The organism is Streptomyces sp. NBC_01546 (assembly GCF_045208355.1).
GTDB lineage: Bacteria > Actinomycetota > Actinomycetes > Streptomycetales > Streptomycetaceae > Streptomyces.
This window is the reverse complement of the sequence record NZ_CP109379.1, coordinates 7,372,735-7,386,456: the sequence shown is the minus strand read 5'-3', so window position 1 is coordinate 7,386,456 and position 13,722 is coordinate 7,372,735. Positions and strand designations below refer to the sequence as shown.

15 protein-coding genes and 1 pseudogene are annotated in these 13,722 nt (G+C 73.8%); 8 read left to right on the top strand and 8 right to left on the bottom strand.

Annotation, left to right across the window (positions count from 1 at the left end; genetic code table 11):
• Positions 1-87: 87 nt before the first annotated feature.
• Together OHA89_RS33705 and OHA89_RS33700 are read left to right on the top strand one after the other, a co-directional pair.
• Positions 88-441, top strand: coding sequence for a DUF1304 domain-containing protein (locus OHA89_RS33705; RefSeq protein ID WP_215149992.1), 354 nt, complete (start codon positions 88-90; stop codon positions 439-441).
• Positions 438-1,015 (top strand): annotated as a pseudogene (locus tag OHA89_RS33700) (TetR/AcrR family transcriptional regulator). Before OHA89_RS33705 ends, OHA89_RS33700 begins: the two are co-directional and overlap by 4 nt.
• Positions 1,016-1,022: 7 nt before the next feature.
• Here the strand turns inward: OHA89_RS33700 and OHA89_RS33695 are convergent.
• Complete coding sequence (locus OHA89_RS33695; RefSeq protein ID WP_215149996.1) at positions 1,023-1,766, bottom strand: bifunctional 2-polyprenyl-6-hydroxyphenol methylase/3-demethylubiquinol 3-O-methyltransferase UbiG; 744 nt, start codon at positions 1,764-1,766, stop codon at positions 1,023-1,025.
• A 282-nt stretch (positions 1,767-2,048) separates the two neighbouring features.
• Positions 2,049-2,255, bottom strand: coding sequence for a cold-shock protein (locus OHA89_RS33690; RefSeq protein WP_215149998.1), 207 nt, complete (start codon positions 2,253-2,255; stop codon positions 2,049-2,051).
• Positions 2,256-2,453: 198 nt separating this feature from the next.
• Here OHA89_RS33690 and OHA89_RS33685 point away from each other — a divergent pair, with 198 nt between their 5' ends.
• Positions 2,454-3,491 (top strand): 2-oxoglutarate and iron-dependent oxygenase domain-containing protein, encoded by a 1,038-nt coding sequence (locus tag OHA89_RS33685; RefSeq protein ID WP_406367812.1) that lies wholly within the window; start codon positions 2,454-2,456, stop codon positions 3,489-3,491.
• Here OHA89_RS33685 and OHA89_RS33680 read toward each other — a convergent pair.
• The gene (locus OHA89_RS33680; protein WP_406367811.1) at positions 3,409-3,777 is read right to left on the bottom strand and encodes an HGxxPAAW family protein; all 369 of its coding nucleotides are present in this window, start codon (positions 3,775-3,777) and stop codon (positions 3,409-3,411) included. The two genes, OHA89_RS33685 and OHA89_RS33680, sit on opposite strands and share 83 nt — an antisense overlap.
• A gap of 92 nt (positions 3,778-3,869) precedes the next feature.
• Between OHA89_RS33680 and OHA89_RS33675 the strand changes: the two genes are divergently transcribed.
• Both OHA89_RS33675 and OHA89_RS33670 read left to right on the top strand, forming a co-directional pair.
• A complete protein-coding gene (locus OHA89_RS33675; RefSeq protein ID WP_257558165.1) occupies positions 3,870-4,364 on the top strand; it encodes a MarR family winged helix-turn-helix transcriptional regulator in 495 nt (164 codons plus the stop codon).
• A 70-nt stretch (positions 4,365-4,434) separates the two neighbouring features.
• Positions 4,435-5,922, top strand: a complete 1,488-nt coding sequence (locus OHA89_RS33670; protein ID WP_406367810.1) for a DEAD/DEAH box helicase — start codon at positions 4,435-4,437, stop codon at positions 5,920-5,922.
• Between the two features lie 46 nt (positions 5,923-5,968).
• Here the strand turns inward: OHA89_RS33670 and OHA89_RS33665 are convergent, their stop codons facing one another.
• The 5 genes from OHA89_RS33665 to OHA89_RS33645 form a co-directional block, all read right to left on the bottom strand.
• A complete protein-coding gene (locus OHA89_RS33665) occupies positions 5,969-6,907 on the bottom strand; it encodes a class I SAM-dependent methyltransferase (RefSeq protein WP_406367809.1) in 939 nt (312 codons plus the stop codon).
• Between the two features lie 154 nt (positions 6,908-7,061).
• Positions 7,062-7,613 carry a hypothetical protein gene (locus OHA89_RS33660; protein WP_266611592.1) on the bottom strand — a complete coding sequence of 184 codons (552 nt, stop codon included), beginning with the start codon at positions 7,611-7,613 and terminating at the stop codon, positions 7,062-7,064.
• A gap of 79 nt (positions 7,614-7,692) precedes the next feature.
• Positions 7,693-8,364, bottom strand: coding sequence for a GNAT family N-acetyltransferase (locus tag OHA89_RS33655; protein WP_266611591.1), 672 nt, complete (start codon positions 8,362-8,364; stop codon positions 7,693-7,695).
• A 119-nt stretch (positions 8,365-8,483) separates the two neighbouring features.
• Complete coding sequence (locus OHA89_RS33650) at positions 8,484-8,996, bottom strand: SRPBCC family protein (RefSeq protein WP_215150014.1); 513 nt, start codon at positions 8,994-8,996, stop codon at positions 8,484-8,486.
• A 78-nt stretch (positions 8,997-9,074) separates the two neighbouring features.
• The gene (locus tag OHA89_RS33645) at positions 9,075-10,115 is read right to left on the bottom strand and encodes an NUDIX domain-containing protein (protein ID WP_266611589.1); all 1,041 of its coding nucleotides are present in this window, start codon (positions 10,113-10,115) and stop codon (positions 9,075-9,077) included.
• A gap of 280 nt (positions 10,116-10,395) precedes the next feature.
• Between OHA89_RS33645 and OHA89_RS33640 the strand changes: the two genes are divergently transcribed.
• The 3 genes from OHA89_RS33640 to OHA89_RS33630 all read left to right on the top strand — a co-directional run bounded on the left by OHA89_RS33640 (position 10,396) and on the right by OHA89_RS33630 (position 13,701).
• Positions 10,396-11,622, top strand: coding sequence for a DUF418 domain-containing protein (locus OHA89_RS33640; protein ID WP_406367808.1), 1,227 nt, complete (start codon positions 10,396-10,398; stop codon positions 11,620-11,622).
• Positions 11,623-11,990: 368 nt separating this feature from the next.
• A complete protein-coding gene (locus OHA89_RS33635; RefSeq protein ID WP_266611585.1) occupies positions 11,991-12,152 on the top strand; it encodes a hypothetical protein in 162 nt (53 codons plus the stop codon).
• 61 nt (positions 12,153-12,213) lie between these two features.
• A complete protein-coding gene (locus OHA89_RS33630) occupies positions 12,214-13,701 on the top strand; it encodes a hypothetical protein (protein ID WP_406367807.1) in 1,488 nt (495 codons plus the stop codon).
• The last annotated feature ends 21 nt before the right edge of the window (positions 13,702-13,722 follow it).

The window sequence follows — 13,722 nt, the reverse complement described above, 5'->3', positions numbered from 1 at the left end:
TATTTCCTGTACAGTTGTCCAGGAAATACGGTCCTCGGATTCATCCCTCGGATGCCTGATGCATCCCCCAAGAAGTGGAGGCGGCCCGTGCACACGGTCGCTCAGATCCTGATAGGCCTCGTGGCCGCCCTGCACCTGTACTTCCTGGTGCTGGAGATGTTCCTGTGGCAGCGCCCGCCGGGGCGCGCACTGTCCGGATTCGACGCGGACACCGCCGCTCTCACCGCGCCGCTCGCCGCCAACCAGGGCCTCTACAACGGATTCCTCGCCGCGGGCCTGGTCTGGGCCCTCGTCATCGACTCGCTCGCCACGCAGATCTTCTTCCTGGTCTGCGTGATCGTCGCCGGGGTGTACGGGGCCGCGACCGCGAACCGGCGGATCCTCTTCGCCCAGGCCCTGCCCGGCGCGCTCGCGCTCGGCGCGGCGCTGCTGGCCGGGTGAGCCCGCAGGACGGGCGCGCACCGGACCCGCGCACGGCCAGGACGAAGGCGCGGCTGCGCGAGAGCCTGCTCGCGGAGTGCGCCGGCAGCCCGCTCGCCGAGGTCAGCGTCTCGGCGGTGGTCCGCCGGGCGAAGGTCGGCCGGGCCACGTTCTACCTGCACTACGAGGACCTCACCGCGCTCGCCGTGGACGCCTGCGCCGATGTGGTGCACGCCGCGGTCGACGCCCTGCACGCCTGGCAGACCGGCCCGGCGGCGCTCCCCCCGCGCGGCCCCCCGCCGCACTGGCGGATTTCCTGGCCGGGGCCGCCGAGCGCGCGCCGCTCTACCGCACCCTGCTCCTCCCCGGCGGCGGGGGCCCGCTCGGCGACCGCCTCCACCGGGAGCTGCGCGAGCGCGCCCGCGCCGAGCGCGCGGCCGCGGGCGCCCCGCACCCGGATCTCGTCGCCTCGGCGGTCGCCGCCGCCTTCACCGGCGTCCTCGCGGACTGGCTCCACGGCGGCATCGCGGCCGATCCGCCCGGCCTGGCGGACCACCTGTGGCGGCTCCTGCTGGCCCTCCACCGGGCCGTCTAGGGGTCCGTCAGGCGCGGCAGCGCAGCATTTCCAGCGGGGGGTTGGCGTAGAGGTCCGCCCAGTGGTCCGCGCCGAACTCGCGTACGCCGGCCTCGGACACCTCCACCGGGACCCAGGTCAGCTCAGTGAATCCGGCCGCCTTCAGGCAGTCCTCGTAGACCTCGCGGCGCGGACGGTTGGCGACGAACGAGACGGGCGGGTCGAGCAGCGCCGTGGTCCGGACCTTCGGTCCGGTCTCGGCCTCCTCGCCGGTGAGCTCGCTGCGGAAGCCGTACTTGTCCGGGGTCGGCCCGTCGAAGCGGAAGTCGGGCGACTGGTTGAGCAGGAAGAGCTCGGCGCCGGGCTTCAGGCTCTGGTGGATGTTGCGGCACATCAGCTCCGTGGTGGCGATGTCCGGTGCGTAGTTGAGCAGCTGGACCGCCAGGACCACGTCGAAGGGCTGCTCGAAGGTCCGCAGCGTGGACACGTCGCCGACCTCGTAGCGCACGCCCAGCGGGTCGTGCTCCTCCAGCTTCTGCGCCACGGCGACCATCTCGCCGGAGATGTCGATTCCGAGCACGTCCGTGGCGCCGCGCCGCTTGAACTCCCGGCTGTAGAAGCCGGTGCCGGAGGCCAGGTCGAGCACCGACTTGCCGCTCACGTCCCCGACCAGGGCCAGAAAGCCGGGCACCACCGCGTACTGCTCCAGGGGCAGGGCCTTGAACCCCTCGTACGCCTCACCGATCTCGTCGTACTGCTGCTGCGCGCTCATCGCGTCGTCCTCCCCGTGTGTTTCACCATGTCATCGGCCCCGGCCGCCCGCGATCGGGACGGGCCGCGCTGCCTCCGGCTGGCAGTCTCTCCCAACCTGGCAGGCCGTCAGGCTTGGCGGAAACCACAAAAATATGGACTCCGTCCCGGGCTCCCGCACAGGCGGGCCTGCGAGTTCGAGCGGATGGACACGCCCTGGTCGCCGGGCCGGCCCGGTACGCGCGAGAGCCCCGCCGGGCGGACCGGCGGGGCTCACATCACGGGCCGGGCCCGTGAAGCGGCACTACGAGAGGGGGACCACCCGCTCTGCCTGCGGACCCTTGGGGCCCTGGGTGACGTTGTACTCGACCTTCTGGTTCTCCTCCAGCGACTTGAAGCCGGTGGACTCGATGGCGGAGAAGTGCACGAACACGTCCGGGCCTCCGTCGTCCTGCTGGATGAAGCCGAAGCCCTTCTCCGAGTTGAACCACTTCACGATGCCTGTTGCCATCTGGCTGATCCTTCTCAACGTTCCACTGCGGGCCGCACACGCGGCCGTCTCGAATCCTGCCCAACGGTTGCGCACAGCACACGCTGAACGCGGCCAACCGTGGCGTGGCGCGTAATCGAACTTCCGGCCGCCTCGTCCGTGAAACGGGGGAGGCGGCCCCTCGGGGGCGGCCGAGGGGCACCTTCGAGAGGGGCGGACATGAGCGGTTTCGCGACATTCCAGGTGCCGGACCGGGTGACCGGAACGGCGGCGGACGAGGCCCTCGGCCGGGCGATGACGGCCGCCTGGCAGCGCGACGGGATCTTCCAGATCGCCGCCGACGCCGGACAGCGGGCGCGGACGCGGGAGGCCATGGCGGCGAGCCGCCGGTTCTTCGCCCGGCCTCCGGCGGAGAAGGCGGCGTGCGTCAACGACACCTCGTACAGCGGGTACATCGCCTCGGGCGAGGAGGTCACGGCGGGCGAGCGGGACGCTTCGGAGATCTTCACCATCACCCCGGACCTGACCGACGGGCCCGGACTGCCCTGCCACGGGCCGGTGCCCTGGCCCGATCCCGGCTACCGCGCGGCCATGGAGGCCTATCTCGCCGGGGTGGGCGGCCTCGGGGAGCGGCTGCTGCGCCTGGTGGCGCTCGGGCTCGGCCCCGGCCTGGAAGGGGGCCCGGGACCGGCCGGCATGGACCGGCTGGCCGGGCTGACGCGGGGCGGCTGGCATCACATGCGGGTGCTGCGCTTCCCGGCGGCCTCCCGGACGACGGAGCGCGGGATCGGCGCGCACACCGACTACGGGCTGCTCGTGATCGCAGCCCAGGACGAGGTGGGCGGGCTCTTCGTGCGCCCGCCCATCGCCGGGGAGCGCCGGCCGCGGAACTGGCTCCCCAAAGAGAGCACGGCGGGCTTCGCCCAGGACTCCCCCGGCTGGACGTACGTGACCCCCGTACCCGGGGTGCTCACCGTGTTCCCCGGGGACATCCTGCAGTTCCTGACGGGCGGCGCCCTGCTGTCCACCCCGCACAAGGTGCGGCTCGCGGACCGGGAGCGGTACACGCTGGCCTACTTCCACGAGCCGCGCTTCGGCGCCCGGATCCGGCCCTTGCGGCCGGATCCCGGCGACGACACCGTGATCCACTACGGGGAGCACTTCACCCGCATGTTCATGCGCTGCTATCCGCAGCGGGCAACGACACGGCGGATCGAGGCCGAGGGGCTGCTGCGATGCCTCGGCGCGGTCCGCTGACCCGGCAGCCCAGGCAGTCGGCGTGCCCCGCACGGGCGGTGGTGTCCCGGGTGCGCCAGTCCCATTCGGCCTCGGGGCGGGGGCCGCTGGGCTTGCCCCACCCGGCGAGGTGCAGCAGCCAGGTGGTGATCCCGGCCGCGGCGACGACGGCGAGCCCGATCCAGATCCCGGGGATCCACGCCGCGCACACGGCGAGGCCCGCTCCAATGAAGCCGAGCAGGGCGATACCGGTACCGGTCCAGCCCGCCACCGTGTGGCCGAGGTCGACGTGGCCGTGGGCGCTCATGAATTCTCCCAGGTCGTGGGGTCGGCAGTAGGCTCGGAGAAAGGTTCATTTACCTCACGAGCTAAGTCACTTAGATGCTAAGGAGTATGTCCGTGGAGGGCAAGCCCCGCCCCCCGGCCACGGCCGCGGAGGCCATGTCGCGCATGGACCAGTACGTCGCCCTGGGCATCGTCGGCCAGCAGGAGGTGGCGCAGCGGCTCGGCCTCAACGTCACCGACCTGACCTGCCTGGGCCACATCCTGGGCGCCGGGGACACCCCACTGGCCGCCGGCGACCTCGCCGAGCTGGTGGATCTCACCACCGGCGCCGTCACCGGGGTCCTCAACCGCCTCGAGCGGGCCGGATACGCGCGGCGGCAGCCCGACCCCACCGACCGGCGGCGCGTACGGGTAGTGGCCGAGCCTGCTGCCGCCGCCCGAGTCGTCGCGGTCTACCAGCCCTTCTACGACCGGCTCGGCGCCCTGTTCGCCGATTACACCCCCGACGAGATCGCCGTGATCGCCGATTGGTTCGAGCGCGCCGCGGTCGAGGTCCGGACCCACTGCGCGCAGGTGCGGTCGGGGGAACCGGACACCGCGGAGGCATAGCCTCCGCTGGTACCATGGGCGGTTGACCATCTTCTTTCTGTCTCGTGTTTTCTGTCTCGAAAGGTCCTGCATGAGGAACCCGTCAGCTCATGGCCGTTTCGGTGTGAAGGTCGGTGCCAGGCCCGGCGGCAAGTCCGCCGCCAAGGCACCCCGGAGCACCGGGCCGCAGGGTGAGTTCACGATGCACGAGCCGAAGGTGCCGGGGCTGCCGCCCGTGACCTCGTTCTCCGAGCTGGACCTGCCCGCCGAGCTGATGACGACCCTGGGCCGGCTGGAGGTCAAGGACCCCTTCCCCATCCAGGCCGCGACGCTGCCGAACGCGCTGGCCGGACGGGACGTCCTGGGCCGCGCGCGGACGGGCTCCGGCAAGACCCTCGCCTTCGGCCTGGCGCTGCTGGCCCGTACGGCGGGACAGCAGGCGGACCCGAAGCGCCCGCTGGCGCTGGTCCTCGTACCGACGCGCGAACTGGCGCAGCAGGTGACCGAGGCGCTGACCCCGTACGCCGAGGCCGTGAAGCTGCGGATGGTCACGGTGGTCGGCGGGCTGTCCATCGGACGGCAGGTGAGTGCGCTGCGCACCGGCGCCGAGGTCGTGGTGGCCACCCCCGGGCGCCTGAGCGACCTGGTCGGACGGCGTGACGTGCACCTGGAGCGCGTGAAGATCACCGTGCTCGACGAGGCCGACCAGATGTGCGACATGGGCTTCATGCCGCAGGTCACCGAGATCCTGGACCAGGTGCACCACGCGGGGCAGCGGATGCTGTTCTCGGCGACCCTGGACCGGAACGTGGACCAGCTGGTGCGCACGTACCTGAAGGACCCGGTCTCGCACTCGGTCGACCCGCAGGCGGGCGCGGTGACCACGATGGACCACCACGTGCTGCACATCCACGCGGCCGACAAGATCTCGGCGGCCACCGAGATCGCGGCCCGCGACAACCGCGTGCTGATGTTCCTCGACACCAAGCACGGGGTCGACCAGTTCGTGAAGCACCTGCGGGCCATGGGCGTTCGGGCGGAGGGCCTGCACAGCGGCAAGTCGCAGCCGCAGCGCACCCGGACCCTGGCCCAGTTCAAGACCGGGGCCGTCACCGTGCTGGTGGCGACCAACGTGGCGGCGCGCGGCATCCACATCGACGACCTCGACCTCGTGGTCAACGTCGACCCGCCGGCCGACCACAAGGACTACCTGCACCGGGGCGGCCGTACCGCCCGGGCCGGCGAGTCCGGCCGGGTCGTCACCCTCGTCGCCCCGAACCAGCGCCGGGACATGGTCCGGCTGATGGCGGACGCCCGGATCCGGCCGACCATCACCCAGGTGCGGTCCGGCGAGGCGGCCCTGAGCCGGATCACCGGCGCGAAGGCCCCTTCCGGGGTGCCGCTGGCCGGATCCGCGCCCACGGACGCCAAGGGCAGGCCCTCGGGCTCGGACCTCGGCTTCCGCGGGATCGGCACCCGGCCGGGCCGCCCGGGGAAGGGCAAGGAGTCCCGCAAGACGATGGAGGCCCGGCAGACCGCCGAGGCCCGCCGCGCCGCCCGGGTGCGCAAGGGCATCTGACGCGTACCCGCAGGCCCCCGGATGCGGGGGCCCGCGGGCACGCCGGTCAGCCGTGGGCGCGGCGCCGCTTGTTCCGGGCGACGATCACCCGGGTGACGACGGGAGGCAGCAGGTCCTTGGCGAGCCTGCGCCACCTGGCGCCCGGCCTGCGCACGGGGACCGGGGCCGGCTTTGCCGGTTCCGCCGGGGGTGCGGGGTGCAGAAGCTGCGGCGGCGTGGGCACCACGACCCCCTGGTCGCCTATGCGGACCAGGGGACGTCCCGCGACGGTGTCGATGCCGTGCCAGAGGTCCGTACGCCCCTCCAGCCAGGCCCGGAGCGCCGCCTGGTGGGGCTCGGGGTCGTCCCAGGTGGCGTAGAGCTTGGAGGCCGACACACAGATCGGGTGCAGCTCACCGCAGACGACGGCGGCCCAGACGGCGGCCGCGACGCCGGGGCAGTGCTCGGACCGGTAGTCGTCGAAGGCCACGACCCCTCCGGGGGCCGTCACGGTCCGCGAGGTCTCGATGTCCGTCGCCACGTGCTCGTACAGGTGGGAGGCGTCGATGTGGACGAAGCGGCAGCTCTTGGGGCGGACCCGGTCGGCGACCACGGAGGTCGGGGCCTGGATGATGGTCGGCAGCGCCGGGTGGAAGGCGAGGTAGTTCGTCTCGAATCCGCGGCGCGTGAGGGTGGGGTACGAACTCTGGGTCTCGGCGAGGTTCGAGTCGTCCGTCACGGGCGAGCCGAAGAGGTCGCAGATGGTGAACTCCTCCCCGGGGCGCAGGTGGCCGCCGATGAGGATGGCGCTCTTCCCCATGAACGCACCGAGTTCCAGGAGATCCCCCGCCAGCGGGTCGCCGGTGTCCTGACGCGTGAGGAACCAGTCGAAGAGCACCTGGTCGGATGCCGAGAACCAGCCTTCGACCGCGCTGTACGCGGTGGGGACGGACGGGGTCGGCTCACCCTCGGGGGTGGTGACGGGAGCCTGTGAAACATGTGACACGGAGCGTCATCCTCCAGCGAAACGGGAGCAGTTCAATACGTACACCCGGCCGGGTAACGGCACCCTAAGGCCCGTTACGGGCCTGTGACGAGAGTCCAGCGCGGTATGCGTGGAATCAGCATCCCGACCTTCCCGTATCGGCCCTTTTATCACCTTACGTCCGGGTATACCCGCCTCGCGTCAGTACGGGCCCCGGCGCGGGGCCGTTCCCGGCGGCCCGCCGGCGCAGCCGTTCGGCGGCGGCGTTGCGGACCCGGCGGGTGCGGGCGGCGTCGGCCAGCAGGCTCAGGGCCTCGTACGAGGTCAGCGACTGGGCGGCGGTGCGCTGGCACCAGTCGGAGGCGGCGGTGAGCTCCGCCGCCGACCAGGGTTCGCCGTGGGTGATGGCTTTGAGCAGGGTCCACTCGCGCAGCCGCCGCTCGGGGAAGGCGCGTCCGGCGAGCGCCGCGGTCATGGCCTGGGCCCAGACGGGGAAGCCCTCGTCGGACAGCAGCCGCGCCGCCCGGCGGTTCAGGTGGGTGACCACCGCGCTCTCGGCCATCACCGGGTCGGGGTCGCGCAGCACGGCGGCCACGGCCTCGGCCTCGGCGGACTCCCCCGGCGCCACGGCCAGCGACTCCAGGTGGCGTTCGTAGCGCCAGTGCTCGGGCGGCGTGGCGCCTTCGCGGACGTGCGGACTCTTCTTCCCTCTCCCCATGGCACCCATTCCACACGACCTCCTTCAACGGCCGACGGTCAGGGTGGCCTCGGGCGGGGGCCGGGCGGGGCGGGTGCGGTCAGGGGCACTACCGGCGGGCGGGCGCCAGCATCAGGGCCTCCGCGCCGACCGGCCGGAAGCCGGCCGCCTGGAAGGCGCGGACGCTGCGGGCGTTGCCGGTGGCCTGCTGGGACCAGACCGGCTGCCCGTCGGGGACCAGGTGGCGGGCGGCGCGGGCCAGGTCCCGTCCCAGGCCCCGGTGGCGGACGTCCTCGTCGACCTCGATCGCCGTCTCCCAGCGGCCCGCGACGCCCCGGCCGAGGATGAGCACTCCCCCGTCCGCCGCCCAGACCCGTACGTCGTCTCGGCGGCCCAGGGCCCGCCGTACCCGGGGGTGGTCGGGGTCGGCGATCTCGCGGAGTTCCACAGGGGGTTCGCCGGGCAGCGGTCCGGCGACGGTGAGCAGGTCGATCGTGTCGGTGGTGCGCCCCGTACGGTCCAGCAGCGCGGCGAGGAAGCGCGCGTTCATGGTGGCGGCGAGGTTGTCGCACTCGACGGCGGCGAGGGTGGCCCGCACCCACTGCGGGTCCTCGTCGGTGAACACCACGGAATGGGCGGTGAAGGCGATGACTCCCGCGTCGCGCCGGTTCTCCTGGGGCACGACCGTCGTCCCCCCGTCGGGAGGCGGGAAGCGCCCGTGGGCGGCGTCGTCCAGGATCTCGGCCAGCGTGCCGACGACGCGGAAGGGTTCAAGTGCCATGACTGCGCTCCCGGTTCATGTTCGGTACACATGATCTCAGGTGCGGGGCAAGCGTGTTCGGGCGGGCCGGTGGGAGCCGGTGCGGTGCGGCGCACGGACCGGCTCTCCGGGTCCGGCGGTCAGGGGCCGTCGGTCTCGCGGGGCTCCTCCTCCGGCTCGGGCAGCGGGGCGCCGGTCTCCAGGAGGGTCTTGAGGCTGGAGGCGAGCATGGGCCAGGCCCGCCCGCACATGCCGATCAAGGTGCCGCCGGGCTGGAAGCCCTCGTGCAGGATGGTCAGCCGCGCGAGGGTGTCGCCGACCGGCTCGATCTCGTACGTCACCTTCGTGCGCCGCTCCTGGGCCAGTTCGGCCCGCAGCTCCTCGCCGATCCCGACCGAGGCCGCCCACTGCGGGGTGAAGGTGTGCCAGGTGTAGGACAGCAGACGGTCCGGGACGCAGTCCAGGACCACCTGCTCGGGGTCGCTGGTACGGGCCCCGCGCTCGACCCAGTCCATCGGCGAGCCCACCGCCCAGTCGGTCTCGAAGCTCAGGCCCCAGTACCGGCGGGTGAAGGCAGGTTCGGTGAGGGCCTGCCAGACCCGGGCGGGATCGGCCTGGATGTACAGGGTGTAGGTGATCGCACTGTCGCTCATGGCCCCATGCTGCGGGACCGCGGACGCCGGACGCCGGATTTCCCGATCATGGCGACGACCGCGGCCGGGCGGGCTCGGTCACCAGTGGGCCGCCGATTCCGGGAGTTCCGTGGGCGGGGTGCGGGTGGGTGCGGGAAGCGAGAGGCGGGTACGGGCCGTGTGCACCGCCGCGAGTTCGTGGGCGCCAGCCGGGCCCCAGTCGCTCAGTTCGCGGACCTGCTCGGGAGTGGCCAGCAGGCGGGCGTACGCCGCGTCCGCGGCCGGCGGGAGGCCGGTGAGGCGGGCCGCGGTGCGGGCGTGGGCGCCCTGGTCGTCGCCGTACCGGTAGCCGAGCGGGAACGCACCGGCCGTCGGTGCGGCCGTCGGGGGCGGGAGGTGGGCCGCGCCGGTGGCGCGGGCGATCAGGAGCAGGACCCGCCCGTCGGGGGCGAACAGCCAGCCCTGGCGGTCCCGTACGGGCAGCTGCGCCGGGACCGGACCCGCGTGCCACGCGCCGTGCTGCGCGATCCGGCGGGTGCGCAGCACGCCCAGCCGGTCGAGGGCGGTGGGCACGGTGGGGCGGCCGCCCTCCAGGAGGGCGGGGCCCGCGCCGTTGATGCGGGCGCGCAGCGCCGACAGGGTGCGGCGGGCGTCGCCCGCGTCCATCAGGGCGGGCAGGTCGGCGGGCTCGGCGAAGTCGATGCCGGTGATCTCCTGGGCCGGGAGCCGGACGGCGGCGATCCGCTCCGGGCTCCAGGTGCCGCCGTCGTAGACGTGCAGGATCTCGCCGGGGAACCGCATCTCGGGCGGGTAGCCGGGGGTGTCGGCGGCGATCCAGTCCACGGCGAGTCCTCGCGGGTAGTGGCCGTCGATGCCCAGCTCCTCGCGCACCTCGCGGGCCGCCGCGGCGGAGGGCGCCTCCCCGGCGTCCACGGCTCCGCCGGGCAGCAGCCGGTCGGTGCGGTAGTCGACGCTCTGTACGAGGACCCGGCCGTCCGTGTCGGTGACGAGGACCACGGCTCCGGTCCACAGCGCGGCGCGCGAGGCGCCGTACTCCTCGGGGGTCATCCAGGTCCCGGCCGCCCCGCCCTGGTCGGGAGCGGACCTGTCGGGCGCGGCCTCGTCGGTCAGCTGCGGCATCGGAACTCCGTTCACCGTGGGTGGCCCCGTCGGCCTGTGCAACAGCGGGCGCGGCCACCTGGTTACGGCGGCCCCGCACCCTTGGACGAACTGCCTCCGCTTTGCCGCCCCTATACCTCCTTATTACCTGGTTATGTAGTCCTTGCTACGTTCCGGGAGCGGACTGGCGGCATGAAAACCGCCGGTCCGACCACGTCACCGGACCGGACCGAGGAGACCCCTGCATGCGACGCGCTTCCCGTACGGGCCTGCCGCGCCGCCCCAGCGTGACGTGCGGCGCGTGAGCCGTCCGGGGGCGGGAACGGCAGGGTCCGGCCGGCTCGCGGGAGTGGACGCGGTGCGCGGCCTCGCCGTCCTCGGCATGTTCGCCGTGCACGTCGGCCCCGGCCCGCAGCCCGAAGGTGCCGGTTACGTGATCGTCGCGGCCGACGGACGCGCCCCGGCGCTCTTCACCCTCCTCGCCGGCTTCTCCCTGGTCCTGGCCCAGCGCGGGCTCGACCCGGCGGCGCGGCCCGCCGGTTGGAGCGGGCGCTACCGTCCGCTGCTGATCCGCTGCGCCGTCCTGGCCGTTCTCGGCCTGTTCCTGGCCTCGCTGTGGCCCGGGATCCTGGTCATCCTGGCCTTCTTCGCCGTGTACTTCCTCGCCGCCGAACCCTTCACCCGGCTCTCCGCGCCGGCGCTCACCGCCGTCGCGGGGGTCTCGGTGGTGGCGGGCCCGCTGCTGTCCTTCCTGCTGGGCCCGGTGTTCGGGCACGAGACCTCCGGGCGCGGCCTGGTCCCCGAGGCCGCCGGTCTGACCAGCTGGGCCGGGCTGGGCGAGGTGCTGTGCGAGCTGCTGCTCACCGGTGCGTATCCGCTGGCCACCTACCTCCCGTACGTTCTCGCCGGGATGGCGCTCGCCCGCCTGTGCGACATCCGGGAGCGGACGGTGGCGCTGCGGATGGCGGTGTGGGGCACGGCGGCGGCAGTGGCGGGCTACGGCTCCGCCTGGCTCGCCACCCACGTGTTCGGCGCCCGGGAGCGGCTCCTGGCGGCGATCGCCGTCCACCACCCGGAGGCCCTGACCGCCGCCGACCCGGTACACGAGGTGCTGCGCGGGCAGTACGGCGCCATTCCCAGCACCTCCTGGGACTGGCTCCTCCTGGCCGACCCGTACAGCCAGACGCCGCCGGAGACGCTCGGCAACGCGGGCGTGGGCTGTGCGCTCATCGGCCTGTGCGCCCTCGCCGCCCGCCACCGGCTGGGCGCACGCCTGCTGCGGCCGTTCACGGTGCTCGGGGCCATGGCGCTGAGCGCGTACGTGGTCCACGCCCTGGTCCTGGCCGGCCCGGCCCACGGCGCGGGGTCCTGGTCCGCGTGGCTGGCCTTCAGCGCCGCCGCACTGACCCTGACCTGGGCCTGGCAGCGTGCCTGCGCCGACAGGCCCCTCCGCCGCGGCCCCCTGGAACACGCCCTCCGCCTGGCGACCCGGCCCCGCGGCGGAGTACGGGCGAGCGCGAGCAAGTGAGCGCACCCGTACGGGTGATGGGGGCGGCTCCGGTGCGGGCGGTGCGGCAGGGTGGGCGGATGCAGATGCGCCGGGCCCTGACCCTGACCGTTGCCGCGTTCGCCATGACCACCGGATGCGTGGCGGTGCATCCCGCCGCTCCGCCGGACGCTCCGCGTCCGGGAACTGCGGCGGCCCGCCCTGGTCCACTCCAACCCGCGCCGCCCGCCGGGCCGTTAGGCCGCCTGCCGGTCTCGCCTGAGCCCGGATCGGCACCGTCGGCTCAGTCGGCAGAACCGGCAGAACCGGAGGAACCGGAGGCGGCGGTACGGCAGGTGCGGCCCGCGCGGCCGCCCCGGGCGGCCAAGCCCGCACGCCCCGTCCGCCCTGTGCGCCCCGCACGCCCCGCCGCCCCGGCCAAGCCCCGCAAGCGGCCTACGGCGAAGCCCGCGGCCGGGCCCGCCGCGCCGCAGCGCACGTACGACATGACGCCGCTGTGCGAGGCGGCCCGCGGCACGGTGTCACCCTCCATCGTGGCCCTCTGTCATTAGGACCGGGCCGACCGGCGGTTACCCTCGGAGCCGAACGGCGGACGACGCGGGGAGCAGGTACATGAACGACGCGGGACCGGAGGCGGCCGCGGCCGTCGTCCGTGCGCTGCGGGAGCTGGCGCGGGTACGGGCGGACGAGGTCGAGCTGTTCGACGGGTTCACGGACGCGGAGTTGGACGGCTGGGCCGTCCCGGTCCCGGAGGACGTCCGGGTGGTGCTGCGGCAGATCGGCGGGCTGGAGACCGAGGAGCACGAGTACCGCTTCGGGCCGCGCGGCCGCGCGGTGTTCGCGGACGGCTACTGGACCCTCGGTGAACTGGACTTCGGCGAGGGCTCGTTGATCGTCGGCGTCGGCTCCTGCGGCTGGGGGCCGGTCGTGGCCGTGCGTCCGTGGGGGGACGACCCGGACGTCATGGTCGAGGCCCCGGAGTTCGTCGGCTGGCTCGCCGGGTTCACGGAGCGGCTTGCCGACGGGGTGGCGGACAGGGCCGCCGCGAAGCACTTCGTGCCGGCCGTCCCGACCGTCGAGGTGGCCGAGGGGACGGACACCGGGCTCGGTGCGCTCGTCGGCCGCGGAGACTCGCTCACCGATCTCGTCGACCTGCGCGACCTGCCCGGCTACCCGTGCGCGGTGGGCTGGGAACCGTACTTCTCCACCTCCCACAACACGGCCGACACCGGGAGCAGCGAGGTCCAGTTCCGGATCGTGGGGGACGGCCGGGCGCTGCTGCTGCGCAGTGTGGTGAGCGGGGACTTCCTCGGACGGCCGGTACGCAGGCACCAATTGCCGGCGGATGCCGCGGACCGCGCGGTCGCCGGACTACGGGCTCTGGCCGCCGAGTTTCCCTCCTTCGTCGTCCTCGACGCGGGTGTCGACGACCGCACCATGGACGGCTGGCCGGTCCCGGTGCCCGCCGAGGTCCGGTCCGTGCTGCGGGAGATCGGCGCGGTGGCGATCGCGGGACTGCCCGCGCTGCGGCTGCTGCCCGGGGCCCCCGAGCACGAGGTGGCCCCGGAGGTCCACCACATGATGGGCGGCGACGGCACGTACTGGCCGCTGGCCCGGATCGGCTACGGGCACAGCCCCGCGCTCCTGCAGATCCGCGTCGACCCGGAGACCGGCCGGTGGGGGTACGCCGTCTCGGTGCCCGCCGAGGCGAAGGCGCTGCGGGAGTACCCGGAGGTGGCCCTGCTCGCCGAATCCCTGCCGGACCTGCTGCTGACCTTCGCCCGGCTGGCCCGGCAGGCCGTGGACGGCCCGGACTTCGCCGGCCGGGTCACCGGGGACACCCGGTGGCTGTTCCCCAACACCGGGGAGCCGTGGCCGCGGCCCGCCCCGGTCGGCGAGTGGGCGGGATCTGCGGACCCGCTGCTCGCGGCGGCCGCCGGACTGCCGGCCGGCACGCACGCCGCCGACCTGCGGGCGGTACCGATCCCGAGCGACCTGTGCTTCTACCGGGCGGCGGGCTGGCCGTACGCGGCCCGGCTGGACCGGCTGCACTTCGCGGCGGGCGGCGGGCTGGCCGCGGCGGTACCGGCGTCCGGCTGAGCCCCGGCCCCCTGGCCAGCC